General features: G+C 39.1%; 26 protein-coding genes. 8 read left to right on the plus strand and 18 right to left on the minus strand.

What is annotated here, in order from left to right; translation table 11 throughout:
• Positions 1-59 precede the first annotated feature (59 nt).
• Positions 60-1,364 (minus strand): HD domain-containing protein, encoded by a 1,305-nt coding sequence (locus BT1A1_RS16485; RefSeq protein ID WP_034773297.1) that lies wholly within the window; start codon positions 1,362-1,364, stop codon positions 60-62.
• A gap of 1,066 nt (positions 1,365-2,430) precedes the next feature.
• Positions 2,431-2,655: a YuzB family protein gene (locus BT1A1_RS16495; RefSeq protein WP_034773301.1), complete on the minus strand. Its 225-nt coding sequence runs from the start codon at positions 2,653-2,655 to the stop codon at positions 2,431-2,433.
• Positions 2,656-2,908: 253 nt separating this feature from the next.
• Here BT1A1_RS16495 and BT1A1_RS16500 point away from each other — a divergent pair, with 253 nt between their 5' ends.
• The gene (locus tag BT1A1_RS16500; protein ID WP_034773303.1) at positions 2,909-3,634 is read left to right on the plus strand and encodes an RsfA family transcriptional regulator; all 726 of its coding nucleotides are present in this window, start codon (positions 2,909-2,911) and stop codon (positions 3,632-3,634) included.
• A 71-nt stretch (positions 3,635-3,705) separates the two neighbouring features.
• Here BT1A1_RS16500 and BT1A1_RS16505 read toward each other — a convergent pair whose 3' ends face one another.
• Together BT1A1_RS16505 and pta are read right to left on the minus strand one after the other, a co-directional pair.
• Positions 3,706-4,545, minus strand: a complete 840-nt coding sequence (locus BT1A1_RS16505) for an octanoyl-[GcvH]:protein N-octanoyltransferase (protein ID WP_034773305.1) — start codon at positions 4,543-4,545, stop codon at positions 3,706-3,708.
• 149 nt (positions 4,546-4,694) lie between these two features.
• Entirely contained in the window at positions 4,695-5,666 is a 972-nt protein-coding gene (pta, locus tag BT1A1_RS16510) for a phosphate acetyltransferase (RefSeq protein WP_034773307.1), read from the minus strand.
• Between the two features lie 247 nt (positions 5,667-5,913).
• On the opposite strand from pta, the gene hemQ reads away from it, so the two are divergent.
• From hemQ to gerQ, 3 genes are all read left to right on the plus strand, one after another.
• On the plus strand, positions 5,914-6,663 hold the full coding sequence (gene hemQ / locus BT1A1_RS16515; protein WP_034773310.1) for a hydrogen peroxide-dependent heme synthase: 750 nt from the start codon (positions 5,914-5,916) through the stop codon (positions 6,661-6,663).
• 636 nt (positions 6,664-7,299) lie between these two features.
• Positions 7,300-7,722, plus strand: a complete 423-nt coding sequence (locus tag BT1A1_RS16520) for a cell wall hydrolase (RefSeq protein WP_034773313.1) — start codon at positions 7,300-7,302, stop codon at positions 7,720-7,722.
• A gap of 215 nt (positions 7,723-7,937) precedes the next feature.
• On the plus strand, positions 7,938-8,459 hold the full coding sequence (gene gerQ / locus BT1A1_RS16525) for a spore coat protein GerQ (RefSeq protein ID WP_034773316.1): 522 nt from the start codon (positions 7,938-7,940) through the stop codon (positions 8,457-8,459).
• A 135-nt stretch (positions 8,460-8,594) separates the two neighbouring features.
• On the opposite strand, the gene BT1A1_RS16530 is transcribed toward gerQ, so the two are convergent.
• Both BT1A1_RS16530 and BT1A1_RS16535 read right to left on the minus strand, forming a co-directional pair.
• A complete protein-coding gene (locus tag BT1A1_RS16530) occupies positions 8,595-8,966 on the minus strand; it encodes a DUF423 domain-containing protein (protein WP_034773318.1) in 372 nt (123 codons plus the stop codon).
• Between the two features lie 170 nt (positions 8,967-9,136).
• Positions 9,137-9,424 carry a YwdI family protein gene (locus tag BT1A1_RS16535; RefSeq protein ID WP_034773320.1) on the minus strand — a complete coding sequence of 96 codons (288 nt, stop codon included), beginning with the start codon at positions 9,422-9,424 and terminating at the stop codon, positions 9,137-9,139.
• A 187-nt stretch (positions 9,425-9,611) separates the two neighbouring features.
• Here BT1A1_RS16535 and speE point away from each other — a divergent pair, with 187 nt between their 5' ends.
• The gene (gene speE, locus BT1A1_RS16540) at positions 9,612-10,478 is read left to right on the plus strand and encodes a polyamine aminopropyltransferase (protein WP_156103286.1); all 867 of its coding nucleotides are present in this window, start codon (positions 9,612-9,614) and stop codon (positions 10,476-10,478) included.
• Positions 10,479-10,534: 56 nt separating this feature from the next.
• Here speE and BT1A1_RS16545 read toward each other — a convergent pair whose 3' ends face one another.
• The 6 genes from BT1A1_RS16545 to BT1A1_RS16570 form a co-directional block, all read right to left on the minus strand.
• Positions 10,535-11,275 (minus strand): DUF4230 domain-containing protein, encoded by a 741-nt coding sequence (locus tag BT1A1_RS16545; RefSeq protein WP_034773325.1) that lies wholly within the window; start codon positions 11,273-11,275, stop codon positions 10,535-10,537.
• A 153-nt stretch (positions 11,276-11,428) separates the two neighbouring features.
• On the minus strand, positions 11,429-12,106 hold the full coding sequence (locus tag BT1A1_RS16550; RefSeq protein WP_051989205.1) for a YesL family protein: 678 nt from the start codon (positions 12,104-12,106) through the stop codon (positions 11,429-11,431).
• A gap of 274 nt (positions 12,107-12,380) precedes the next feature.
• Positions 12,381-13,214: a carbohydrate ABC transporter permease gene (locus tag BT1A1_RS16555; protein ID WP_034773327.1), complete on the minus strand. Its 834-nt coding sequence runs from the start codon at positions 13,212-13,214 to the stop codon at positions 12,381-12,383.
• Positions 13,214-14,089: a carbohydrate ABC transporter permease gene (locus BT1A1_RS16560; RefSeq protein WP_034773329.1), complete on the minus strand. Its 876-nt coding sequence runs from the start codon at positions 14,087-14,089 to the stop codon at positions 13,214-13,216. Before BT1A1_RS16560 ends, BT1A1_RS16555 begins: the two co-directional genes overlap by 1 nt.
• Positions 14,090-14,376: 287 nt before the next feature.
• Positions 14,377-15,636 (minus strand): sugar ABC transporter substrate-binding protein, encoded by a 1,260-nt coding sequence (locus BT1A1_RS16565; RefSeq protein WP_034773331.1) that lies wholly within the window; start codon positions 15,634-15,636, stop codon positions 14,377-14,379.
• 55 nt (positions 15,637-15,691) lie between these two features.
• On the minus strand, positions 15,692-17,992 hold the full coding sequence (locus tag BT1A1_RS16570; protein WP_051989206.1) for a glycoside hydrolase family 65 protein: 2,301 nt from the start codon (positions 17,990-17,992) through the stop codon (positions 15,692-15,694).
• Positions 17,993-18,147: 155 nt separating this feature from the next.
• On the opposite strand from BT1A1_RS16570, the gene BT1A1_RS16575 reads away from it, so the two are divergent.
• The 3 genes from BT1A1_RS16575 to bshB2 all read left to right on the plus strand — a co-directional run bounded on the left by BT1A1_RS16575 (position 18,148) and on the right by bshB2 (position 20,633).
• Positions 18,148-18,894: an AraC family transcriptional regulator gene (locus tag BT1A1_RS16575; protein ID WP_231553355.1), complete on the plus strand. Its 747-nt coding sequence runs from the start codon at positions 18,148-18,150 to the stop codon at positions 18,892-18,894.
• A gap of 560 nt (positions 18,895-19,454) precedes the next feature.
• On the plus strand, positions 19,455-19,802 hold the full coding sequence (locus BT1A1_RS16580) for a YojF family protein (protein WP_034773334.1): 348 nt from the start codon (positions 19,455-19,457) through the stop codon (positions 19,800-19,802).
• 159 nt (positions 19,803-19,961) lie between these two features.
• Positions 19,962-20,633 carry a bacillithiol biosynthesis deacetylase BshB2 gene (gene bshB2 / locus BT1A1_RS16585; RefSeq protein WP_034773457.1) on the plus strand — a complete coding sequence of 224 codons (672 nt, stop codon included), beginning with the start codon at positions 19,962-19,964 and terminating at the stop codon, positions 20,631-20,633.
• Positions 20,634-20,886: 253 nt separating this feature from the next.
• Here the strand turns inward: bshB2 and BT1A1_RS18910 are convergent, their stop codons facing one another.
• The 6 genes from BT1A1_RS18910 to BT1A1_RS16600 are packed head-to-tail and all read right to left on the minus strand — an operon-like array spanning position 20,887 to position 25,043.
• The gene (locus BT1A1_RS18910; protein WP_156103287.1) at positions 20,887-21,069 is read right to left on the minus strand and encodes a hypothetical protein; all 183 of its coding nucleotides are present in this window, start codon (positions 21,067-21,069) and stop codon (positions 20,887-20,889) included.
• 3 nt (positions 21,070-21,072) lie between these two features.
• Complete coding sequence (locus BT1A1_RS18915) at positions 21,073-21,225, minus strand: hypothetical protein (RefSeq protein WP_156103288.1); 153 nt, start codon at positions 21,223-21,225, stop codon at positions 21,073-21,075.
• Positions 21,226-21,233: 8 nt separating this feature from the next.
• Positions 21,234-21,413, minus strand: coding sequence for a hypothetical protein (locus BT1A1_RS18920; RefSeq protein WP_156103289.1), 180 nt, complete (start codon positions 21,411-21,413; stop codon positions 21,234-21,236).
• A 45-nt stretch (positions 21,414-21,458) separates the two neighbouring features.
• The gene (locus BT1A1_RS16590; RefSeq protein ID WP_034773336.1) at positions 21,459-23,138 is read right to left on the minus strand and encodes an acyl-CoA dehydrogenase family protein; all 1,680 of its coding nucleotides are present in this window, start codon (positions 23,136-23,138) and stop codon (positions 21,459-21,461) included.
• Complete coding sequence (locus tag BT1A1_RS16595) at positions 23,138-24,652, minus strand: class I adenylate-forming enzyme family protein (RefSeq protein WP_034773338.1); 1,515 nt, start codon at positions 24,650-24,652, stop codon at positions 23,138-23,140. The genes BT1A1_RS16590 and BT1A1_RS16595 overlap by 1 nt, the downstream gene beginning before the upstream one ends.
• 1 nt (position 24,653) lies before the next feature.
• Positions 24,654-25,043 carry a MerR family transcriptional regulator gene (locus tag BT1A1_RS16600; protein ID WP_034773341.1) on the minus strand — a complete coding sequence of 130 codons (390 nt, stop codon included), beginning with the start codon at positions 25,041-25,043 and terminating at the stop codon, positions 24,654-24,656.
• Between the last annotated feature and the right edge of the window lie 506 nt (positions 25,044-25,549).

A 25,549-nucleotide genomic window follows, 5' to 3' on the forward strand; every position in this document is an offset into this window, starting at 1 on the left:
TCCTACAATAGCTTCTACTGTTTTGATTTTTGCTGCAATCAAGAGCGGATATCTATTTTTTATCCATTTATCCCAAGCAATTCCTTAATTTGTCTTTTCTCATTTTTCTTGGTCGATTCATCCTTCAAGAGATCAAGAGGAAAGTATAACTTATGGTCGGTTCTTCGTTTCCCGCTGATTGCTTCAACAATTTCCGATTGTCGGGACAGTTCCCGAATTTCTCCATTCGACATCGATAACTGGATCGGCAGTCTCTCTTCCTCTTCCCCCGGTCTGTAAAAATCATAGGGGAGATCCGAGGAAGAGTCCAGAACTAAATAATATTCAGGATTTATCCCTGCATCTGTAAACAATGTTACCAGTTTCATATACTTTTTATATTCAGTTGCAGGGTCAAATTCGATATATTTGAATAAGTGCCTGTTTAAAAAGCGATAGCATAAGTCTTTCAAAATCGGGTCGTCCTCTTCTTGCCATACATGGAAATAATAAAGAACGACGGATTCATCCAATTCGAGATAATCTTTTAATTTCGGTTTTCCTTCAAACAATGTAACAAAATGTTTCGGTTCGTGTTTGAAATGATAAAATTGCTCATGTAATTCTTTGGCACGGTGAAGAATTTTTTGTAAAATGACTTCACCGGAACGCGAAACCGGGTGAAAATACACTTGCCAATACATTTGATAGCGGCTCATAATATAGTCTTCAACCGCATGCATGCCGCTCTTTTTAAAGACAACTTGATCCTCTTTTGGTCGCATCACCCTAAGGATTCGCTCCATGTCGAAATGACCATAGCTAACACCGGTAAAATAGGCATCTCTTAATAAGTAATCCATTCGATCTGCGTCAATTTGACTGGAAATCAGGCTAATGACCAATTTCTTTTCCGATGTTTTTGCAATCACTTCCGCCACCTTTTTGGGGAAATCTGCCGAAACCAATCTGAGAACTTGATTTACTTCCGTATCCCCCATAATGATCGCCTGGGTAAAATATTCATGATCAAACTGGAAAACTTTCTCAAATGCATGAGAAAACGGACCGTGTCCTAAATCATGTAAAAGAGCTGCACAAAGGGACAAAAGCCGATCGGATTCATCCCACTCCTGCCTCCCCTTAAAAACATCATCAACAATGCGGCGAACAATTTCATACACACCGAGGGAATGGCTGAAACGGCTATGTTCGGCGCCGTGGAAGGTCAGAAATGTTGTCCCGAGCTGCTTGATTCTTCTTAAACGTTGAAATTCCTTTGTCCCGACCAAATCCCAAATGACCCGGTCACGAACATGAATATAGCGATGAACAGGGTCTTTGAACACTTTCTCTTCTCTTAATTTTTCCATTGCATAACTCATATGGAACCCTCTTCCTTTATTTCATGTTTCCATTATATCGACTTTTCGTGCTCGTTTCATCATAAGAAAGAAATTTTTTAAAACTGTCGACACGTCGTACAAATATTGCTTTTTAATGCACATATCATACGATAACAATTTTTCTCTTTTTTCACCCCTGGTAAAATTGGTTTACTATAAAGAAAACTTGATTAGGGCGAACCAATGTTGTCTTACTACATGGGTGACTATTGGACAAAATCAGCAAAAGTTGAAGCAAAATTGGCTCATAGAACGGCACTATGAGACAAAATTTGTTGAAAATCAAGCCAAAATGTCCCATAGAAATTGCCCGGATCCCCTGCTATGGGACAAAATTAGCGATAGTTGAAGCAAAATTGGCTCATAGAACGGCTATATGAGACAGAATTAGTTGATAATCAAGCCAAAATGTCCCATAGAATTGCCTGGATCCCCTGCTATGGGACAAAATCAGTGGAAATCGAAGCAAAAGTGTCTCATAGAACGGCACTATGAGACAGAATTAGTTGATAATCAAGCCAAAATGTCCCATAGAATTACCCGGATCCCCTGCTATGGGACAAAACCAGCGGTAGCTGAAGCAAAAATGGCTCATAGAACGGCTATATGAGACAAAATTAGTTGAAAAGCAAGCCAAAATGTCCCATAGAATTGCCCGGATCCCCTGCTATGGGACAAAACCAGCGGTAGCTGAAGCAAAAATGGCTCATAGAACGGCCCTATGAGACAAAATTTGTGGAAAATCAAGTCAAAGTGTCCCATAGAATTGCCCGGATCCCCTGCTATGGGACAAAATCAGCGGAATTCGAAGCAAAAATGGCTCATAGAACGGCCCTATGAGACAAAATTTGTGGAAAATCAAGTCAAAGTGTCCCATAGAATTGTCCGTATCTCACTCTATGGCCTTCCTTGCACAACGAAGTTTTCCTTTTGCACTATTCCTAAAAATTTCCCGCTGAGTCGAATTCACTTCCCTGCTGGAAATTTATATGCTTAATGTATAAAAAAGAGGCTGACGATTACGCCAACCCGTACCCACGCCTACTTACATTTTCAATTTTTGTTTTACTTTCTCCATTAATTCATCTTCAGTCAGTGCCGCTACCGGTCGGTTATTGACAAAAGTGAATGTTTTTTTTCGCCCTGGTCCGCAATAAGATTGACAACCAATTTTTATAGTTGCATCGGGATCGAGTTCTTTCAATTTTAGAATCAATGTTTTTAAATTTACAGCTTGACAATCATCGCAAACCCGAAATTCGTTTGCCATTTTACGTACAATCCTTTCAAATAAAATATCAGTCAACCCTAGTGGGGATAGCTAATTCGTCACTAAATGGTATTGTACAACCAAAAAATACATATATCAAGTGAATCAAAACGACATCCGGGTTGTTATACGCAAAAAAATATTAAAAAACTATTATCCTTTTATCTTTTATTGTATAAATTATAAAAATACTGTCCATGATAATAGTAAACCAATCAATAATAAAATTTTGCATAATTGGGAGTTGAGAATGATGAAAGTACGTCAAGATGCATGGACAGAAGAAAATGATTTATTACTAGCTGAAACTGTATTACGACATGTAAGAGAAGGAAGTACACAATTGAATGCTTTCGAAGAGGTAGGTGACAAATTAAATCGGACGAGTGCTGCGTGCGGCTTTCGTTGGAATGCGGTCGTCCGTCATAAATATGAAAAAGCCCTACAACTGGCAAAGAAACAAAGAAAACAAAAGCAAAGATTGTTAGGAAAGGATCACGGTGGCAAGAAAAAATTACTTTACCAGCCGCCAATTCCTACTCCGGAAGAATTGGAATTATCAACTGAAATAGCAACAATTGAAACGGGTGTAATGGATCAGCCTGTTGAAGCAGGAATGGCAGAAAATCAAGTGCCTGTATCAACTGCAAGTACATCTGTCCATCCGCAAAACTTAACGATGGATATGGTCATTCGCTTTTTACAAAACTTGAACAATTCCAATCTACAAGCAAGTATTTATAAAAATGAGAATGAAAGTTTGAAACGAGAGATCGCTGATTTACGCAAACAAAACCAGGAATTAGAAGAAAAGGTCAAAGAGTTGGAAGAAAACTCAACAACAATGCAGGAAGACTATGAAACATTAGTAAAAATTATGAACCGGGCCCGTAAACTGGTGCTGTTTGAAGAAGAGGAGAAGCCATCCACTACCTTTAAGATGGATCGTAATGGAAATTTGGAAAAAGTTGCTGAATAAGGTAGTCTTGGCAACAACAGAAAACATATCATAGGGAAGGCTTGCTCATTTTCAGCAAGCCTTCCGTATTCTTACGGCAACCATTTCTCATTTCGTTCAACTACTCTCTTATAGTAATGCTCATATAAGTCGCTTTCTTCAGCGGATAGTTGACTCGTGTAAAATTTCCCGCCGCTCACTTTTTTCAATACTTGGAGAAAGCGTAACATACACTGTTCAATGGTGATGTCTATTCCAAGTAATTCGGATAAGGAAGCCATTACTTCCGGCTTAATTTGCGGATATGCAAATTTTGTTACCGCACCCTTCAGTGATTTTTCATAAAACTGACGAATAACCTCAGCTCTTTTGCTGCCACTGCCTGTTACACATAAATAAATTTGGACGGCAACACCTTTTTTTACCCGCCGCTGAGAAATACCTGCAAACTTTTTTCCATTTATGCTTAAATCATAACTGCCGGGACAATAAGATCCGTGGATCTCGCCCGCCTTAATCTGATCTGTGAGGTCGGCAAACATCAATTGAACAAAACGGTACATCGCTTCGTACCCACGGTTAATCTCAATCCCCTTTTCCTTTTCGGGGAACACCAATGTAATATTAAGCACCCCTTCATCTAAGTAGACGGCAAGCCCTCCGGATGTTCGCACAATATAGCGGTAGCCGGATTCTTCTAAAAATTTTAGACCATCCACTAAATAAGGTAAGCGAATATCTTGAATCCCTAAAATAACGGAATGATGATGAACCCATGTTCTGGCGACGGCGTTTGATAGACCAGTTCCGACCGATTCACATAATGTATCGTCCATTGCAAAAGACTGAAGCGGATGGAACATTGGACCTAAACTGGATTGGTCAATAATTCTCCATTCATCTTGTTCAAGAAGTTTAAGAACATCATCCATTCTTTTTTCTCCTTTTTATACGTCTCTTAAGTAGTTTTTCCTTCGTTATTATAACATAAAGAAAGTTGACTCATGCGCTTCCCTTATTTGAGAAGTGCCTAAATAAGCCAACTTTCCCCATCCTCAGTATAGATCTTTTAACAAATGCTTTATTGTAATGCTTGTGCAGCAGTGATCAAAGCTAATTTATAAACATCCTCTTCATTGCAACCGCGAGACAAATCGTTTACCGGTGCATTTAATCCTTGTAAAATTGGTCCTACCGCTTCAAAATTTCCGAGCCGTTGAGCGATTTTGTAACCGATGTTGCCCGCCTCTAAACTCGGGAAGATAAAGACGGTCGCATCCCCGTTAATTATCGAACCGGGCGCTTTTTTCTCCGCCACAGCTGGAACAAAGGCGGCATCAAATTGAAATTCTCCGTCAATCATCAATTCCGGATTCATTTCTTTAGCAAGTTTTACAGCTTCAGCTACTTTTTCCGTTTCTTCTGATTTAGCCGATCCTTTTGTTGAGAAACTTAACATAGCAATTTTTGGATCAATATCAAACATTTTAGCCGTCTGTTCACTTACCACTGCTACCTCTGCCAAACCTTGGGCGTCCAGGGTAATATTGATTGCACAATCAGCAAATACATATTTTTCATCGCCGCGTACCATGATAAAAGCACCGGAAGTTCTTTTGATACCCGGTTTTGTTTTTATAATTTGCAAAGCGGGTCTTACAGTGTCTGCAGTTGAATGAGCGGCACCACTTACAAGACCATCAGCTTTTTTCAAGTAAACAAGCATTGTACCAAAATAATTTTCATCCTTTAATAATTCACGTGCTTGTTCTTCCGTTGCTTTCCCTTTGCGACGTTCAACAAATTCTGTCACCATTTTTTCCATTTCGGGATATGTATGTGGATTTAATACTTCAATGCCTTCAATGGATACACCAAGGTCTTTTGCCTTCTGTTCCAACTCGGCTCGGTTTCCGATCAAAACAGGTTCCAACACATGTTCTGAAGCAAGTCGAGTAGCTGCTTTTAAAATCCGTTCATCATAGCCCTCCGGAAAAACAATACGTAAATTTTTCCCGTTCACTTTTTCTTTTATCGATGTAAATAAATCCATATTGAAATCCTCCTTTAACTCCTTCATTTTTAAGGATACTATTTGTGAAAAAAATTGCAAGCTATATTAATAAATCAACAAAGATCAGGACAAGTTGTATTAGTATTGTTCGATTTTTTCCATAAACTATACCGGACAATCCTATTTTCATCATGAGAACGTTCACAAAGTTGTCAAATGCGTTTGAGGAGAATTCGCTATTCGTCATATGGTATAGTAAAGAAAAATGGACGAGGAGTGTTGTTGAATGAGTGAAGCAGTGCAAACATTGGACGGTTGGTATTGTTTACATGATTTCCGCAAAATTGATTGGACTTCTTGGAAACAATTATCAGAAGCAGAAAGAAACGAAGCGGTTCAAGAATTTGAACATATGTTAAATAATTGGCATGTTGTTGAAGAAGGAGAAAAAGGTAGCCATGCTTTTTACTCAATTGTCGGACAAAAGGCGGATTTGATGTTTATGATTTTACGGCCAACGATGGATGAGTTAAATGAAGTTGAAACAGAATTAAATAAAACAACATTGGCAGACTTTTTCATACCTGCCTATTCTTATGTATCGGTTGTGGAGTTAAGCAGTTACTTAGGGAAAGATGATGGCAGTGATCCGTACGAAAATCCGTATGTCCGTTCCAGATTATATCCAAACCTGCCTAAGTCAAAATATTTTTGTTTCTACCCGATGGATAAACGCCGGCAAGGAAACGATAACTGGTATATGTTATCAATGGAAGAACGAAGAGATTTCATGAGAAGTCACGGTGAAATTGGCAGAAAATACGCCGGCAAAGTAAAACAAATTATTACCGGTTCTGTTGGTTTTGACGATTGGGAATGGGGCGTTTCCCTTTTTTCTGACGATGTTTTACAGTTCAAAAAATTGGTCTATGAAATGCGCTTTGATGAAGTAAGTGCCCGGTTTGGAGAATTTGGTTCATTCTTTGTCGGGAACTTACTTGACAATGATAAATTTGAAAAAATGATGGAAATCTGATTGTGTGAGGCCAAGAATGTCCCCTGAAAATCAACATTCTTGGTCTTTTTTGCAAAATTGTTCTTATTAAGGACACTCAAACCACTAACATCTCCTAAAGTTTTCATCCTACTTTATTGGGACATCAGGCATTGGGCAGACATGCTTGCAACCGGGCTTGTGCTTTTTAACCGTTCAGTATATATATCAGCGGGGCGCTCGGTTTTTATTTAGGTACATAGTTTTTAGACAGCCACTTTTCTAATATCTTTTCAGTAATACCGAAAAAATACTTGCATATATATACAATGTGGGTTTTTTCGGGACCCAAATACAATTATTGATCCGTTTGTGTATTCCAGCCAATTCCTCCCAACACGGTTTCCCGGTTAATTCTATCAACTGATGCAAACCATTCCTTCATTGCAGCAATCATTCCTACTTTTTGAGGATGTAAAAAAGCGACTGTATTTTACACAGACTTCATCATAGCATAGTCTGTAAACTTGCCTATTGCATTGGTGAAAAAAAGCCCTACGGATTGAAATTTCGTTTAACCCTTTCCAGTTTATTTGTTGCAAAATATGAACATTGGCCAACGATCTTTCATATATTGAAAATTAGAGCCTAACTCTATTTTGAAATGGGGGATTGTTTTTGGCAGTCATTCAATATAATGATGCAGACGTCCGGCTACTCGCCAGATTAATTCGGGCAGAGGCTGAAGGAGAGGGTAATCTTGGCATGCTAATGGTCGGTAACGTCGGTGTTAACCGTGTCCGTGCCGATTGCTTAGACTTTAAAGATGTCCGTTCGGTAAAACAAATGGTATTTCAATCACCCGGCGGCTTCGAGGCAACACAAAAGGGGTATTTTTATCAACCAGCTAGAGAAAATGAACTACGCCTAGCAAGAAGGGTTATTAGAGGGGAACGATTTCATCCCGCCACGAATTCACTTTGGTTTTTCATGCCGACGGGTTCTTGTCCCGCGCAATGGTTCAATCAATGGAATTCCGGCCGATATAAGTCACACTGTTTCTATTCCCCCTCTCAATCTGCATGCCCTACTGTCTTTTAGTTTAAAAAAATTGCATTGTAATACTGTCTTTTCACTTAGAAAAATTACGACCACCCCTGATTCTAGTAAAAGACATTATGCAGACCCGGCGGAAATCAAGTGTTTATAAAAAAATATACACCGTTTTTCCTAGTTTATAAAGTTAGCCGGAATGACAAATCAAGTGTCCATTAAAAATTATATACGCTTGAAATTTTTCATGAGGAGGATTTACCATGAGTGCGAATTCAGGAAATTTTACAGGATATCAATATTATCGGCAAACGAATCCGTATCAACAAGCAGCAGGAGGTTTTCAATACGGGCAACCCGTACAAACCGGGCAACAAGCTGGCGCATATATACCTGGCTATCCACAAATGCCTACCTTTCCGCAAATGCCTGCGGGTACAGCGGTACAAACACCCGGCATTGCCACGACCGGTGTTCAAGTTCCGGGAATGTTGCCAATTGAACAATCCTATATTGAAAACATACTGCGGCTAAATAAAGGAAAGCTTGTAACCGTGTATATGGCCTTTGAAGGAAGCCAAGAGTGGAATTCAAAAGTATTCCGCGGTATTGTTGAAGCAGCCGGACGAGATCACCTTATCTTAAGCGATCCTGAAACCGGTTATCGTTATTTACTGCCAATGGTTTACTTTAATTATGCTGTTTTTGAAGAAGAAATTCAGTACGATTATCCTTTCCCCGGCACAGGATTTCAACAAGGGGTTACTACTTATCAGCCGAGATGATCAGCTAACCGGATAAAGTGAGACTGCCCTTCGTTTCAAATAGCAGTCTCTTTTTCTTGACTTTTACAGTTTCATACTTGAAGTTGGCTTCACATCTGTATTTTTTGTACGTTATATAAGACAAACAAGTTCCTATTAAAATAATTTACTTGCCGCCACCATAAGCAATATCCAGGCAATCAGGAAAGATACGCCACCGATTGGTGTAATTGCCCCAAGAACCTTCACACCGGTAAGACTTAAAATATATAAACTTCCCGAAAACAACACAATTCCGGCAAAAAACAGCCAACCTGACCAGGATATAAGTGAACTTGCCGGGAATTTTGACATTAACAGACCTACCGCCAATAAAGCAAGCGCATGAAACATTTGATATTGAACGCCGGTTTGCCATGTTGATAAATAGTGATCACTCAGTTTTCCTTCTAATATATGGGCACCAAACGCCCCCAGTGCAACAGATAAAAACCCATTTAACGCACCTAAAAATAAAAATAGATTCATTTATTTCACCGCTTTCCTTTCTATAAATTTTGAAATACTTTTACGGAAACATCTATGAAAATCGCCAAAGCACTCCAAGTCCCTTTCCTTCAACTTTTAAAAATCCTCAAGTTGCTTTTTGCCCATGTTACTTCTTGAAAATTTCCAAGTCCCTTTATCCATGCAATTACTTAAAAATCAAATAAAGAGTCGCCGTTTGCCCCGTCATCTGTTTCCAGTTTCTTTTCCATCAACGTGTTCGTCGCTGTCACGGCTTTGGGTGTAGAAACAGAAATCGGCTGAACAGGTCTGGAGTATGCTTGCTCACTACCAACTGAACTTGATTCCTCCAGCATCACTTCACATAATGTTTTAATTGCTTGTATATGTTCACGAATTTTGGTATCTGATGTTTCCCTTTTTGCTTCATTCACCTTTTCCCCCATCTTGTTCAATAAAACTTGATAGGATATTTGCATGTCATCACCTTTTCTAACTCTTTTTTCAAACTCTTGAGCTATCCTTATTTTACAAAAAATGAATGGAATAAGCTAATGGAAGACTGTTTACAATTCCACAATTTGATAATTGCTTCTTTTTTTAGAATAGAAGACTCTTTTTTGATAAACTAAATGGTAGAAAAAGACGATAAAGGAGTTTGTGCAAATGGCTAATTATCCTTCTTGGATTGAAGAAAAAGACGAGGTCTTGTGGCTTACAGAGGACGACCGGGAACATTTACAAATCAGCTACCGGTTAAAAAAAGTTATTTTTTCAGAACAGTCGCCGATTCAACATGTTATGATTGTCGAGTCGGATGATTTCGGTCGAATGCTTGTCTTGGATGGGGTCGTTCAAACTACAGCGATGGATGGCTATATTTATAACGAAATGATTACCCATGTTCCGCTCCAACTGCACCCCAATCCGAAAAATGTGCTGATCATCGGTGGCGGTGATTGCGGGGCGGCACGAGAAGCAACGAAATACCCAAGTCTCACACAAATCGATATGGTGGAAATTGATGAACTGGTTGTGAAAGCGTGCAAGGAGCATTTACAAGAGGTTTCCGGAAATTTACATGATCCGCGGGTGAATTTTATTTTTACCGATGGACTTGCCTTCGTACAGGAAAAAGAGGATGCATATGATGTGATAATCGTGGACTCCTCCGATCCGGTCGGTCCTGCCGAGGCATTATTTGAATACGACTTTTATCAAAATTTACATAAGGCTCTAAAGAAAGATGGTATTCTTGTTTGTCAAAGCCAGTCACCCATTTTCCAACAAGCAATTGTCAAACAAACACGAACCCATTTTGAAAAATTATTCACTGACACAAAAACCTATACCGCCATTGTCCCTACTTATCCCGGCGGCATGTGGAGTTTCACGATCGGTACAAAAGGCAATCCGATTGAACCTGGTCGTGTCCATTTTAAAAATGTAGATACAAACTATTTTAATCAAGGCGTTTTCGAAAGCTGCTTTACCTTGCCGGAGTTTCTGAAAAGGCTAGTGCCAAATCATTAATAGCTGATAAAAACAACGGACGAACCATCTTTGTTCTTGTTCGTCCGTTTCCTACTTCAATTATCCTTATATTCTATTGTTGCTTTATATCCCATCCGGTTCATGAATGTTTCAATTACTTTTGTCGCTTGCTCTTCAGCGGAAGTCAGCAATCCCTGTTCAGTTGCCTCCGCTACAATTTGATCTTGGGCCAATTCAGCAAAAGCATATCCTTCATCAATGGAAGCCTCACTCCGAAACAAGCCTTCCGATGAAAAAATTTGTGCTTGATCAAAATAAAGCGTCGGTTTCTGAATAATTTCCGCTTTCGGTAAAATAAGGTGAATCGTTTTATGATCTTCATTTATCTCTAAATCACTTTTCGTTACCTTTGACAAATCAACACCCGCAATTACTTCACCGGGAATAATGATTAAAATTTTCCGCTTCGTACCCGGAAGATTTGCGTCAATTTTTTGACCAAAAAGTTGATTATCTTCTTGTTCAACAACTGCCTTCATATAAGCTTTCGATGTCGCAAGCGTGGACAAATCTTGAATTTGCTCAACAAAACCGGCAACCTTTTGAGTCTCTCCCTCTCTCACAAATATCGAACGAATGCCAAGAAAGACGGTCAAAAGTAGGAGAAGAAGGAGGGAGAACATGATCATTCGGCTTTTTATATTTGAAAACAGTCGTCGATAGACCGTGTGTTGCCGGACTGCTGCCGTTGCACCGATTTCTGCTTTTGTCTGTTTTAATTCATTTATCATTTTCTTTATCTCTTCCAAGGTTTCTGTATCTTCCTGATGAGCCATCAATCTTCCCCACCGTTTCCATTTAGATACATCTAGTTTAGCAAAATTACCTGAACAATACTATTTACAGATTCCACCAGTATTATAGATTGTTTTTACTTCACTATTCTTGAAAACTATTTACACAACATTGCCCATTGCAACCGGTCGCAGTTATTCATGCTTGATTCGTAAATACATCCGATAAAAAATAAAAAATGACAAGTAAGCAATGATGGAACCGGTGAAAAAAGGAAGCAAAAACCATAACTTTGCTATACTCACATAAATAAGAAAGGTCGTTATGAAAAAGATAAGTAAAGAATAGATCGGTTTTCTAAAGGTGAAATAAAAGGCATTTTTTAATAATGTTTTTACATCCATTTCAAAATGCACAGATAGTGAAATGAATTGTATCGTATAAACAAGCAGCCCTGCACCGAATATAAGAAAAATCATGGAAAATACTGCATTACCAACACTTTGTAAATAATAAACATCGCCAACAATAATTAACCACAAAAACATAAAGATCAAACCGGAGATAACACTTTTTTTATAATTATCCTTAAAATATTTAAAAAATACCGTTGCATGAGACGCTGTTTCTCTTTTCAAAACCCAGTCACGGGCAACGGCAAACAAAGCTGTTGTGCCGGGGAAAAACAGTAGAGGGACGAGAATAAAGAAACAAAGAAGATAATACAATAGCCCAATTTTCACTGGGCTAAATATCATAGTAAAAATAACAAATGCGAATGGCAGATTTAAAATAAACCAGTAAATATTTGTCATGGTCATCTTAATAAACCATTCGACAGCTTCATTGAAAGTTTCCCAAAAACGAGCCATATTATCATCACTGCCTTCTTTATGACAATTTATTATCGATCTGAAAAGTGCCTGTTACCACACTTTACTTGACCTCGACCATATAGTCAATGGGGACAGTGTATATCGCACCAACCTGAAAACGCCATTGTCTCACTCTACTTAATCCCGATAATTTAAACCGGTCTATTCGCACCAAACGAAAACGCAGATTGCCTCACTCTATTTGATCCTGATTATTTAGTCAATTAAGATCGATATATCCTTCCGAACGAAAAACGCAGATTGCCTCACCCTACTTGACCGCTCCTTCTGCTATCCCTTTAATTATATATTTTTGGGCAAATACATAGAAGACGACAACCGGTATAATTGTCAATACAAGTCCGGCCATTGCCTGGTTCCATTGGATCGTGAATTCGCCAAAGAAATAGAAGGTGGACAACGGAATCGTTCTTAACTCTTTTTGTGTCAACACTAAGGAGGGCAGCAAATAGTCGTTCCAAATACTAATAACATTTAAAATCATAACTGTCACGGTAATTGGTTTCAACATCGGGAAAATAATCCGCCAAAAAATACCGAATTTTGAAGCTCCGTCTATCATTGCCGCCTCTTCCAATGAAAGCGGGATCGACTTAATAAATCCGTGATAAAGAAAAACGGCCATACTTGTATTAAAACCGATATTCATAAAAATCAGACCGCCGCGGGTATTTAACATCGGAATTCCGGTAGTTTTCATAATCCAGTTCATTTCCTGCATTAGCGGCATCATGATGGTTTGGAAAGGAATAAGCATCGTTGCAATAAAAGTCATAAAAATAATTTTGCTTATTCGATTATTCGTTCTTGCCAACATCCATGCAGTCATCGATGATAAAATGACGATAAAAATAACAGAAACGACAGTAATAAATAGTGAATTTCCAAAGGCATTTAAAAAATTCATTTTTTCAATCGCCGCTATATAATATTGGAATGAGAAATCTTTCGGCAAAGCCAAGACATTCTCATATAATTCCTGCCGGTTTTTAAACGAATTGACGAGCATGATATAGATAGGAGAAAGGTAGAAAATCGCCACAATTAAAAGCAGTATTTCTTTAATGACTTTGCTTTTTTTCATTACATTTCTACCTCCCGTTTTTTTGTAAAATATACTTGTGTTAATGAAATAACTGCGACAATTAAGAAGAAGACGATTGCCTTTGCTTGCCCGTATCCGTAATTACTGTAACCGAAAATTTCATTATAAATATTCAGAGCAAACATTTCTGTAGAATTGATCGGACCTCCACCTGTTAAAGAAAGGTTGACATCATAAATTTTAAACGCAAAGGATAAAGTCAGGAACAGACAGATCGTGATGGAAGGCATGAGCAGTGGCAGCACAATTTTCCTTAACCGTTGCCAATAGTTAGCCCCGTCAATTTTTGCAGCCTCCATTAATTCATACGGAATATTTTCAATCCCTGCTATATAGACAATCATCATATATCCGGCCATTTGCCAAGTAAATACAAGGACAATTGCGTATAAAGCATAATCCGGACTCATCAGCCAATTGTAAAAGACAGATTCGAACCCGGTTACTTTGCCAATAATAGAAAAAGCATCGGAGAAAATAAAGCTCCAAATGTAACCTAAAATTAATCCGCCGATTAAATTCGGCATAAAAACCATCGTTCGGGCCGATTTCGCTGTTCGTAAAGTTGACGTAACAATTAAAGCAAACGTTAATCCAAGAACATTAACTGAAATAAGTGCTAAAAAGGTAAACTTTATTGTCACCCACGCTGAGTGACGAAACCGTTCATCTTCCATTAGTTTAAGAAAGTTATCAAAACCGACAAATTCTTTTGCATTTGCAGCAATGCCATCCCAATCGAAAAAGGCATAATAGATACCACTAATAAAGGGAATAATCACAACAATGGTAAAAATAAAGATTGTGGGAAAGGTAAATAATGCAAACCAAAATCGGTTTTTTGTTTTTGACACAATCTATTCCCCTCTTCCATACTTATTTGAACATCATTATCATTTAAAAAGTTGGATATTTTGGACGAGTAGCCTGTTCGGTAGCTCATCCGTCTTATTTATATATTATCATTATAAATTTGGACGCATTGGATAAGTTGCATATTGGGTAGATCATCCAATTTATTGAACAAGTAGCAATTGCTAGCTCATCCATCCTATTTGAACATCATTACCATTCATTAAAAAGTCGGACGCGCCGATCAAATGAAATCGGCGAGTCCCAAAGTATTTATTCATTACTGCACTTATTTAATTGCATTTTGGAACGCATTATCCAAACTCTTAATAAACTGATCCCCGGTTATATCTTTATTTAAGAAAAATTGTTGTGTCGCCGGTGTGAAATCATTAACGATCAAGTTTGGCGGATAATAGCTATGTGACCACGGAATTGTTTCACCGCTATTGGAAGCTTCCAACACCGCTTGCGATAACGGATCAAGATTGTTAGCTTCAATATTGGTCATGGCCGGAACAAAACCAAATTCTTCAACAATATATTTTTGACCTGTTTCGCTGGAGACCATCCAATTTAAGAAGTCGACAGCTGCCTGTACTTCTGCATCATCCTTCGTTCCATTTACAGCCCAATAAGCACCGACACCAACCGCTAATTTATCATTTCCGGCTAACGGGAACGGCATCATCCCAACTTCAAAATCCAAATCATAATCAGCAAGCATAGTTGCTGCCCAGTTTCCTTGATGAATCATAGCCGTTTTACCGCTTGCAAAATCACCTATTTCTTCATCATATGTTACATCCAATGGACTATTGGAATATTCACGAATTGCTTCCATAAATTTACCGAATTCTTTAAACTCAGGTGTTTCAGCCATTGTAACATCGCCGGCTTCCATTTTATCAATAAAAGCATAATTATCTTCTTGAAGTGAGAATGGATAGTTACTCATATGCCCAATTAAGAAATATGCTTCTTGTGACAGCCCGAATGGATTAATTCCTTGTTTTTTCAAATTTTGTAAAGTACTTACAAAGGAATCGTAATCTTTTACATCCTCAGGTTTCACTAAATCTTTATTGTACACAATTCCAAACCCTTCAACGCCATATGGAAGACCAACAACTTTATCATCCATCTTCAATTCCATTTTCGGTGCAATATTTGGTACAAACTCAGCATCACTTAAATCAGCCACATATGATTTTAGTTTTTGCGCCTGTCTGAGACCTTCCAAAGTAAAAATTGACGGACCTTGATCGCTGTTCAATTTAATTTGTAATTGTTGAAAATAATCATCACCGGTCGTTCCCCAAATTTCCACTTTTACACCGGTTTCTTTTTCGTATTCTTTTGCGAGTGCTTCCAGTTGATCTGAAATTTCTACTTTACTTTGGAAAATGGTGATCTTTTTCCCTCCGCCATCATCCCCTGAATTTTCTTTCTTTGCTTTTCCATCGTTTCCACCACCACAAGCTGTTAAGACCAGCGATATAACAACCATTAACAAAAAGGCAAGCCAAGATTTCTTTCTGAATTTCATTATTGGTTCCCCCTCTTTTTTATCAGTTTATTTATTAAAACCATTTATGAAATGGTTATAACCTGACTCCACTTTCTTTCTTCGTCATTGGAACGATTAAACTTGATTGTTCACTTACCTGATATGTTTTACTGTAAACAGAAACTTTCAATGGATTTCCACTGATTTCAATGACGATACGCTCTTTTTCAACTTTCAAATGAATCGCCCTTCCACAATATTGGAGTGAACATTCGTATCCTTCCCACTTATTGGGTAAAGCCGGGTTAAAATGAAGACCATCTTCTTTTATTCTAATACCTGCAAAGCCAAATACGATGGCTAACCACGTACCGCCCATATTAGCCAGATGAAGACCGTCTTTTGTGTTTCCATGAGTGTTGTCCAAATCAAGTCGGGCCGTTTCAATAAAGTATTGATAGGCTTTTTCAATGTCACCTATTTTCGCTCCCATAATGCTAAAGATACAAGATGAAAGCGAAGAATCATGGGTCGTTATTCCTTCATAGTAAAAATATGAATTTGTCATTGTTTCTTCGGTTACTTCATCTTCTAAAAGAAAATGGGCTAAAACCGTATCCGCCTGTTTGCATACTTGATACCGATATAAAGTTAACGGATGATAATGCAGCAGTAACGGATAATGATCCTTTGGTGTATGTTCAAAATCCCAAACCGCCTTTTGTAAAAACGTGTCGTCTTGCGGATTGATTTTTAATTGCTCATCATAAGGTAAAAACATTTTTTTTGCCGCTTCTTGCCACATGTCCGGCTCATCGTTCTCTAACTGAATTTTTTCTTTTAGTTCTGCCAGTAACTCCGGCGCATCTTTTTCCAGCTTTTTAAATGCCTTTACCGCCCATTTCAAATTGTACTTAGCCATCACATTCGTATAGTAATTGTTATTGACAATGGCCGTATATTCATCCGGACCGGTAACCGCATCGATTTTAAACTGCCCCCCGGTAAAATGACCGACTTCCAACCAAAGTCTGGCTGTTTCAAATAACAATTCGGCAGCGTACGAACGAAAGAACGCTTCATCCTTTGTCGCTAAGTAATATTGCACAAATCCGTAGGCGATATCGGCACTTATATGGTATTGGGCAGTTCCGGCGGGAAAATAGGATGAACATTCTCCACCGGCAATCGTCCGCCACGGAAATAAAGCGCCTTTTCGATGACCCATTTCTTTTGCACGCTTTCTCGCATGATCCAAAATGGAATAACGATACAAGAGCAACTGCTTGGCAATTTCCGGTTTGGTCATAATAAAGACGGGAAGCATATAAATTTCTGTATCCCAGAAATAATGACCTTCATACCCTTCTCCGGACAAACCTTTCGCGGCAATATTTGAAAGCGGATCTCGCCCGGCCGACTGAAGCAGATGATAAAGATTAAAGCGGATTCCTTCCTGGACTTTATCATCCCCATGAATAACGATATCGGCATGGTTCCAAAATTTTTGTACATAATCAATTTGTTCGCTAAGTAATTCTTCAAAAGTTACGGTCTTTAATTGATTTTGAAGATCTATGCCCTTTTCGCTAAGATTTTCACCATGTCTGCGTGTGTCAACATAAATATTTCGTTTTTCCACTGTTCTTGGTTTGTCAAGGAAAAATTCAATTGTTGTTTCAACGGATTGGTCCCTCACCTGATCGGTTCGTGTTCCCTCAACATATTGATAAGATGTAATACAGGCTGTTTGTAACCCGGAATTTGTTGTTTGATTGACAACAACCGCATACTCTCCAACCATTTTCGATTCGATTGTAGTCAGTAATTTTCCATGCCCGGACCCTACACGAGGATCATTTTCATTGACATAATTTTTGACATCCCCATTGACAGTAGAGACTATTTTTACCTTACCAAAAAAATTAATCGGTTCAATTTTTATTTGTATAGAAAACAGCTCTTTCTTCTCGAAGGAGACAAATCTACGAAAATATAATTTCAGCTCTTTTCCTTTGGGCGAGCACCAATGAATCAAACGTTCCGTATAGCCTTTGTCAAGTTGCAGCTTTCGTTCATATGCCTTTACTTCACCGGTAAACAGATTGAAAGGTTCTTCATCTGTACCTAACAAAATATTCACTTGCCCGGCATCGATCACATTGACAATTTTTTGCTGGGATGAGGGAAAGCCATACAGTTTTTCCCCGTAAGGAATCTCAGTAATATCATAGAAAGCATTGATATAAGTTCCTTTGATCGTAGGGTCCGTTTCCCGATAACCTTCTTCAAAATTTCCCCTGACGCCTAAATATCCATTGGCTAATGAAAATAAACTTTCTTCAACTATTAACCGTTCGGGATTAATTGATTGACTCTTTATTGTCCAAGTCATGCCAAAACACTCCGATGTTCATTTTTGTTAAGAATTTATATACTGCAATCTGTTACATTTTCTGTGATTCTATTTGTATTCTAGGATGAAATCGTTTACAATTATATTAAGTTTTTTAGGATTTTGTTAATATTTTTAGGAAATTAGGTGGTATGATGGATGCCTCCCTACAAAAGAAAATTGTCAAACAATATTACAAAGCAAGAATTGAAAACCAAAAAAACGAATACTTACATCCCTCCTATCAACTTGAACAAAAACTAATTACTGCGATTAAGTTGGGGAATGAGAAGGAAGCCATCAGTACATTAAAGGAAATTAACAAACAAAAACGTGCAAAATTGGCGAATAACACCCTCCGATCGTTAAAAAATTCTTTAATCGGTTCTTGTACAATTTTTACACGAGCTGCCATCCAGGGCGGGCTTCATCCGGAAAGTGCCTACAATTTAAGTGATGTTCTCATTCAAGAAATCGAGAGTATGGATGATCCTGCTAAGCTTGAAGAGTTTGAAATAAATATGATCTATACTTTTATTCGGGAATTAAAAAATGAACAATTACCAAAGTACACCAATATTGTTATGCAGACAATTTCGTATATTCATGAACATATTCTTCATGAGCTTTCTTTAGAAAAAATTGCAAAGGATTTATATATTCATCCAAGCTACCTTTCTAATATTTTTAAGAAGGAGACCGGGACAACAGTTAGCAATTATATTAATCAAAAGAAAATTGAGGAATCCAAATACTTCCTGTTGCATTCCGAACTATCAATCTCTGATATTTCAAACCTTTTCCGTTTTTGCAATCAAAGTTATTACACCGCCTTATTTAAAAAATATACCGGTGTCACCCCAAAAGACTTTCGTGAGCTTAATCATCAAAATGAATCGTAATTAAAGGGTTTGGACTTGTCTGGCTATCCGACATCGGCAAGCTGTTGACTTGATCGGTGCAACTGACTATCGATCCGAAATCTACCGGGAATTCTAATAGAGAGCAAGTGTTTTTACTTGATAACCTACTCGATACCGGCAGCCTATTCAGTTGACCGGTGCAACTGACAACCGATCCGAACACTACAGGGAATTCTAATAGAGAGCAAGTGTTTTTACTTGATAACCAACTCGATATCGGCAGCCTATTCAGTTGACCGGTGCAACTGTAACGGGTTTTGACTTGACAGACGATTCGACATTTAAGGGCTTGGCGTTAAGCGAATAAGATAGGCAGAACAGTTCATATAACTTGTTGAAAATATGAGCTCCGCCGGCGATTAAATAAAGTGGGAAAACGCCCTGCTACTGCAGACGCATGTTTTCGTTTGCACATCATTGAGCATTTTTATAGAAATGCATTATCGGCACTTGACTCTATGAAACATGTATCATGCTTTTTTTCACTTCTTTTTGTAAAATAAATATATTATAGTGGTTCTTATAGGAGGTTTATCGGAATGCAAGCCATTGAAAAATCGGAAGTACAAAAACTTATCGATCAATTTTTGAATGAAGATGTTTATATCCATATAGAAACGACAAATGGCGCTTATGCCACCCATAATGATCCATCCTTTTTCAATGCAAGTGCGTTTATCCGAAATGCACGAATTCGTTATGAGCGGGGGAATATTACTGGTGACGGGCCGTTCCGAGTTGGTTTGAAAATGGAACTTGGCTGGATTTACGGGGAAGGTCTGACCCATTATGAATTAGATGAACAAGGTCGGCTGTTGATGGCAGGACTTGACCATACCGGAAAATTAGCGATTGCGTTTGAAATTAGCCGGACACCTTTTGAGTAAAAAATGTTGCGCTAAATTTTTGAAACAGGCGTACAAACTTATTGAAAGAAGGATTTTGATTTTTTAAAAAAAGAGCATTAAATTTTTGAAAGAAAGGTTTTGACTTTTTGAAGGGGAACGCTAACCTGCTCTAACTTCTTGAAAGGAGAATGATCGATGATTGAAAATGAAAGACATGTCCTAGTCGTATTCCCTCATCCGGACGATGAAGCATTTGGCGTATCAGGTACGATTGCTTCTTTTGTCAAGCAAGGGACACCGGTAACGTATGCTTGTTTAACGCTGGGTGAAATGGGGCGAAACCTTGGAAACCCTCCCTTTGCCACCAGGGAATCATTGCCAAAAATTAGGAAAACCGAATTACAAAACTCGGCAAAAGCAATGGGTGTAAAAGATCTCCGAATGCTTGGTTTGCGTGATAAAACCGTTGAATTTGAAGATGAGGAAAAACTGGCTGACCTGATTTCCGAAATGATTGACGAATTAAACCCAAGCTTAATCATAACTTTTTATCCGGGTTATTCGGTTCATCCGGATCATGAGGCAACCGGTCGGGCCGTCGTTCGTGCTGTGAGCCGCATTGCGAAAGAGGAACGCCCGAAACTTTACTGTGTCGCTTTTTCCAATAATTGTGAGGAAGAGTTAGGCAAACCGGATATTATCCATGATGTCTCGCAAGCAGCTAAGGAAAAACTGGGCGCTATCCAAGCACACAAAACTCAAACAGCTTTCTTTTACGATAATATGGCAAAAAGATTGGAAGCAAAAGACCCGGATGCTTTAAAATGGTTGCAATATGAACGGTTTTGGACTTATAAGTGGAATGATTGAATTTCTAACGGATTTCATGGGAGTTTGTTTTGCAATGCGAAACAAACCACACTCGTCGGCAAAGTTGTGCTTTTCTCGGCCCAAGATGGTGACGAGATTGATTCTCGTCGCCAAAATCGGGCATTTTTCACTTCAAAAAGGTGACGAGATTAGGTTTCGTCGCCAAAATTGAGAGGTTTTCGACCAAAAACGGTGACGAGAACAAGCCTCGACGCCAAAAATGAGCATTTTTCGCCTCAAAACGGTGACGAGATTAGGTTTCGTCGCTAAAATTATGCGTTTCTTGCCTTAAAATAGCGACGAGAAAGGGTCTCGTCGCCAAAATCGGGCATTTTTTACCGCAAAATGGTGACGAGATTGATTCTCGTCGCCAAAATCGGGCATTTTTTACTTCAAAACGGTGACGAGAAAGGGTCTCGTCGCCAAAATCGGGCATTTTTTACTTCAAAACGGTGACGAGAAAGGGTCTCGTCGTCAAAATAGTGCGTTTTTCACTGGAAAATGGTGACGAGAATAGGTTTCGTCGCCAAAATAGGATGTTTTTCGCCCAAAAAAGGTGACGAGATTGATTCTCGTCGCCAAAATCGGACATTTTTTACCTCAAAATAGCGACGAGAAAGGGTCTCGTCGCCAAAATAGAGCCTTTTTCACTTCAAAAAGGTGACGAGATCGGATTTCGTCGTCAAAAAAAGGAGTTTCCCGGCTCAAAATGACGGCGAGAACAGACTTTGTCGCCAAAATAGACCGCTGCTCGGACATTTCCTCCCCAATTTTATCCAAAACTCCCTCTTGGTTCGTTTTAAGTGATTCACCCCATGCTCATTCTCAATGATTGTTTACCTTATACAAAATTTCCTTCACCTCACGAACAATCTCAAAAAAATGCTTGTGCGGTAACATTTCCTGATCCAGCCCGTGATCAACGTAAATATGGTCAATAAAAATTTTCGCAATTACCTCATCCCGGTCATTTTCCACTCGCTCAATCGCATGGACGGTAAGCAGCAAATCGGTCATTTCACTGGCTAACCTTTTTGCATGATAAGTTAGAACAGGTTCATCCGCCGTAGCAAGGACAACCAACATTCGCTTTAATTTTGTCAATCGTTCCTGAATGATTGCCAACCTGCCATTTTCAAAAGACAGCTTCTCTAATTTTCCCCCGATCTGTTTCAAGAAAATATTATCCACCCGATATTTCTTTATTAAACGGAGGACTTCAAGCCCGAGAATATTGGCGGTACCTTCCCAGACGGTCAATACCTGGGCATCGCGCAAAAGCCTCGGCGTGACAAAATCTTCAATATACCCGTTTCCGCCGTGAGTTTCGATGGCGGTATGGGTAAAAGCAATTGCTTCGTCTGCAGTCCTTGCTTTTAACAAGGCAATATACAAACGATTCAAGGCGATTTGTTCCTCGGTTGCCATCTCCGGGTTTTGCATAACATAATCAAACAACTCAATTGCTTCAAACAATGCAGACAGCTCGACTTCATAGCGGGCTTGTAATGTTGCCAATGTTTCTTGCACCATCGGATATTGAATGATAGGATTTCCAAAAGCCGAGCGCCAATCGGCATATTCCACCGACTCTTTCAAAGCCCGCTTCATAATGCCTAGCGAGGCAATTGCATTACAAACACGCGATAAATTTAATGCTTCCATCATATAATAGAACCCTTTTTTCTCATCACCAACAAGATAAGCTTTTGCCCCGTCAAACTCAATTTCCGCAGATGGTACCGCCCGGACACCCAATTTATCTTTTAATCTCCTAACTTGAATATGATTTAGCGAACCATTCTCTTTTCGCCACGGAACTAAAAACAAGCTCAATCCTTTGGTACCCGGACCGTTCCCATCAATCCTGGCCAATACCGCCGCTACACCACATTGACCGGCATTGGAGGCAAAATATTTCTCCCCGTAAATTCGGAAATGGTCGCTTTCTCGAATTGCCCTCACCTCATTAGCACCCACATCGGATCCGCCCTGCCGCTCGGTCAAAAAGGTAGCCCCTTCATACAATTCCACCTCACCCGTTGATAACACATGGGGCAAGAAGCGCGCCTTCAGTTCATCGTCCGCATAATGTTCGATCAAATAAGCAACCGCCATCGTCAATGTTACCGGACAATAAAACCCCGGCTCCACTTGAGATAACAAATAACCTTGGGCATAACTATACAGATAATTTCCTTTTTGGCCCAGCTCAGGTATTTCCTTATGAACATAGCCGACAATCCCCGTATTATATGTGTCTGCTACCGTCTTTTTATAACCTTCATTCACCCAAATCTCGGAAACTTCTTCCCCAAATTTATTATATTTTATTAGTTTCGGCTGCCCCTCCCGATCGGTATGAACCGCATGTATATCAAATTCCCGGTAACACTTATCATAAAACTTCTCCAACTCACCGACAGCATATTCATACAAAGCCGGGTTCAATTTTTTCTTTAAAATTCGTAACAAAACCTGTTCTTGTAAAAAAAACTCACGCATTACCGTTTCACTCCTTCACGCAATGGTTGTTTTAAAATTTTTCCTGTGGTATTCCGCGGCAGTTCATCAATTTGTTCATATAAACGCGGGATTTTGAAACCAGCAACTTTGTCTTTTAAAAATTCTTTACAAACGGTATCCAAATTCTGAATTGGTTTATTCGCAACTATGAAGGCTTTGACCGTCTCGCCCCACTCCGGATGAGGAACACCGATGATGGCCACATCAACAATATCCGGATGGGTTTTCAATATGTTTTCAATTTCTGCCGGGTAAATATTGACACCGCCGGAAATAATCATGTCCTTTTTCCGGTCAACAATCCAGATATACCCATCTTCATCAAATTTGGCCATATCTCCTGTATAAATCCAGCCGTCTTTCAATGTTTCCTTTGTTGCTTTTTCATTTTTGTAATAACCAACCATATTCCCTTCACCACGTAACAAGATCTCACCAATTTCACCCGGCTTAACATCTTCCCCGTTTTCATCAACAATGCGAATTTCACAATTAAGTGCAGCCCTTTTCCCCACACTGCCGGCCTTATGCGCATGGTCTTCCGGACTTAAATACGTACCGTTCGGACCCGCTTCCGTTAATCCGTATACACACATTAATTGATTGGTTTTAAACTTTTTTTGAATCAGTTGAACTTCTGTTGCGGATAACGGGGCAGCTCCATACACCCAACGTTTGACACTTGATAAATCATAATCATCAATGTCAGGTTGATTGGCAGTTGCCAAATAAGCAATAGGTGCTCCGAAGAAATGCGTAATTTTTTCACTGGAAACAAGTTTCAACAGTAAATCCGGCGTAAAGGTAGGTGCTAAAACATGAGTAGCGCCGACGTAAGTACCTGCTATAAAAAATAAGTGCAACGGCGCAGAATGACTGAGCGGCATCATGTGCAAAAGCCGGGATTCATTATTTATTCCGGTTTCAATACACATCATCGTTGCAACCGTTAAAATGTTGCGATTGGAAAATAAAACACCTTTTGGCTGACCGGTTGTACCGGATGTATAGAGAATCGTAGACAAATCATCTTCTTTAAGATGGCAATCAACCAAATTAGTGGAATCGCTTCCAATCAAATCGTAAATATTCTCTGCTCCACCCACTCCATCCGCAGTTGAAATCCCAGTGACAAGATAGTCATTCGTGAGCGGAGCAACTTGGGTCCAAAGCAGGTGATGCCCGATAAATGCTTTTGCCTCACTATGTTCGATGATATATTTCAATTCTCCTGTAGACAGTTTTGCGTTGATCGGTACAATGATTGCCCCCAGTCGTTGTACAGCAAAATAACTATAGACAAATTCTATTGTATTTGGAGAAAATAAAATGACTTTATCTCCCGGCATTATACCGTATGTTTTTAATGCGTGGGCGAGCCGGGTAACGTTTTCATCAACCTCCTTGTAAGTGAGTCGATCCGGTCCGGAAATGAAGCCGACCTTGTTTGGAAACTTTCTGGCATTGCGAGCCAATAATTCTGAAATATTCATGCTATTCCTCCCCTTTGATTTTATGTAATCGGTTTTGAAAATCGTTCAATAACTCTTCCATTTGACTTTTTAACTCCATCATATCCTGAATTTTTTCCTCCACCTCCTTAATCTTTTTCTTACCGTATTGTATTGTTGCTTCCAGTTGTTTTTCCCCGGTTCGGTCCTCGTCAAAAAGCGTAATCATCTCATGAATTTCTTCTAGCGAAAAACCAAATCGTTTTCCGCGCAAAATTAACCGAAGACGCGCCCGATCCCTTCTTGAATAAACTCTCTGCCCGCCATCTGTCCTTTTTGGGTGAATTAAACCAATTTCTTCATAATAACGAATCGTCCGCGTACTAATATCAAATTCCTCAGCTAAATTTGAAATTGTGTAATGGTCTGCCATAATACATCACAACTTTCCGAATACTTTTTCCTTATCCATAATATAGTTTACGTTAACGTTAATGTCAATATTTTTTAATAAAGAAAACTCGGCGACTGCCAAGCCTTCAGGCGACGGCAGAGCCGTAGTTGCGCTTATACTTAATTCTTAAAATTTCCCACTACGTCGAATTCGCTTCTTTGCTGGAAATTTATACATTCTTAACGTATAAGAAAAGCTTGGGCTACGACTGTGAAAGGGAAGAACTGCTTCAACAGTAAAGTCAAAAGTTCCGGCAGTACAACTCATGATTTCAGCAGATTAAAAATAACAGCATGGCACCGGGAATCACAAGCCACTTCAAAATTCATGGAAAAAAACCTGACAGGAACCCGGCCCGATGATATTAAAAAAATCCATGGGAACCGCCCCCACGGATTTACGTGAATCATATTACCTGCTCGATTCATACGGGTTTAATAGATACACACCCGCTCCTTACTGGTTTAAGTACCACACCTACAAAC

It is taken from the genome of Caldibacillus thermoamylovorans (assembly GCF_000751775.1).
In the GTDB taxonomy this organism is placed as follows: domain Bacteria; phylum Bacillota; class Bacilli; order Bacillales; family Caldibacillaceae; genus Caldifermentibacillus; species Caldifermentibacillus hisashii.

What these genes read in the sequence shown, in the direction of transcription:
- BT1A1_RS16570 (WP_051989206.1), bottom strand. Translation starts at nt 17,992, where the DNA reads ATGACTTGGACAATAAAGAGTCAATCAATTAATCCCGAACGGTTAATA.
- BT1A1_RS16530 (WP_034773318.1), bottom strand. Translation starts at nt 8,966, where the DNA reads ATGAATCTATTTTTATTTTTAGGTGCGTTAAATGGGTTTTTATCTGTT.
- BT1A1_RS16595 (WP_034773338.1), bottom strand. Translation starts at nt 24,652, where the DNA reads ATGAATATTTCAGAATTATTGGCTCGCAATGCCAGAAAGTTTCCAAAC.
- BT1A1_RS16535 (WP_034773320.1), bottom strand. Translation starts at nt 9,424, where the DNA reads ATGCAAATATCCTATCAAGTTTTATTGAACAAGATGGGGGAAAAGGTG.
- pta (WP_034773307.1), bottom strand. Translation starts at nt 5,666, where the DNA reads ATGGATTTATTTACATCGATAAAAGAAAAAGTGAACGGGAAAAATTTA.
- BT1A1_RS18915 (WP_156103288.1), bottom strand. Translation starts at nt 21,225, where the DNA reads ATGTCCGATTTTGGCGACGAGAATCAATCTCGTCACCTTTTTTGGGCG.
- BT1A1_RS16590 (WP_034773336.1), bottom strand. Translation starts at nt 23,138, where the DNA reads ATGCGTGAGTTTTTTTTACAAGAACAGGTTTTGTTACGAATTTTAAAG.
- BT1A1_RS16580 (WP_034773334.1), top strand. Translation starts at nt 19,455, where the DNA reads ATGCAAGCCATTGAAAAATCGGAAGTACAAAAACTTATCGATCAATTT.
- speE (WP_156103286.1), top strand. Translation starts at nt 9,612, where the DNA reads ATGGCTAATTATCCTTCTTGGATTGAAGAAAAAGACGAGGTCTTGTGG.
- BT1A1_RS16500 (WP_034773303.1), top strand. Translation starts at nt 2,909, where the DNA reads ATGAAAGTACGTCAAGATGCATGGACAGAAGAAAATGATTTATTACTA.
- BT1A1_RS18910 (WP_156103287.1), bottom strand. Translation starts at nt 21,069, where the DNA reads ATGCCCGATTTTGGCGACGAGACCCTTTCTCGTCACCGTTTTGAAGTA.
- BT1A1_RS16555 (WP_034773327.1), bottom strand. Translation starts at nt 13,214, where the DNA reads ATGAAAAAAAGCAAAGTCATTAAAGAAATACTGCTTTTAATTGTGGCG.
- BT1A1_RS16565 (WP_034773331.1), bottom strand. Translation starts at nt 15,636, where the DNA reads ATGAAATTCAGAAAGAAATCTTGGCTTGCCTTTTTGTTAATGGTTGTT.
- BT1A1_RS16600 (WP_034773341.1), bottom strand. Translation starts at nt 25,043, where the DNA reads ATGGCAGACCATTACACAATTTCAAATTTAGCTGAGGAATTTGATATT.
- BT1A1_RS16485 (WP_034773297.1), bottom strand. Translation starts at nt 1,364, where the DNA reads ATGAGTTATGCAATGGAAAAATTAAGAGAAGAGAAAGTGTTCAAAGAC.
- BT1A1_RS16550 (WP_051989205.1), bottom strand. Translation starts at nt 12,106, where the DNA reads ATGGCTCGTTTTTGGGAAACTTTCAATGAAGCTGTCGAATGGTTTATT.
- hemQ (WP_034773310.1), top strand. Translation starts at nt 5,914, where the DNA reads ATGAGTGAAGCAGTGCAAACATTGGACGGTTGGTATTGTTTACATGAT.
- BT1A1_RS16575 (WP_231553355.1), top strand. Translation starts at nt 18,148, where the DNA reads ATGGATGCCTCCCTACAAAAGAAAATTGTCAAACAATATTACAAAGCA.
- BT1A1_RS16545 (WP_034773325.1), bottom strand. Translation starts at nt 11,275, where the DNA reads ATGGCTCATCAGGAAGATACAGAAACCTTGGAAGAGATAAAGAAAATG.
- BT1A1_RS16505 (WP_034773305.1), bottom strand. Translation starts at nt 4,545, where the DNA reads ATGGATGATGTTCTTAAACTTCTTGAACAAGATGAATGGAGAATTATT.
- gerQ (WP_034773316.1), top strand. Translation starts at nt 7,938, where the DNA reads ATGAGTGCGAATTCAGGAAATTTTACAGGATATCAATATTATCGGCAA.
- BT1A1_RS16495 (WP_034773301.1), bottom strand. Translation starts at nt 2,655, where the DNA reads ATGGCAAACGAATTTCGGGTTTGCGATGATTGTCAAGCTGTAAATTTA.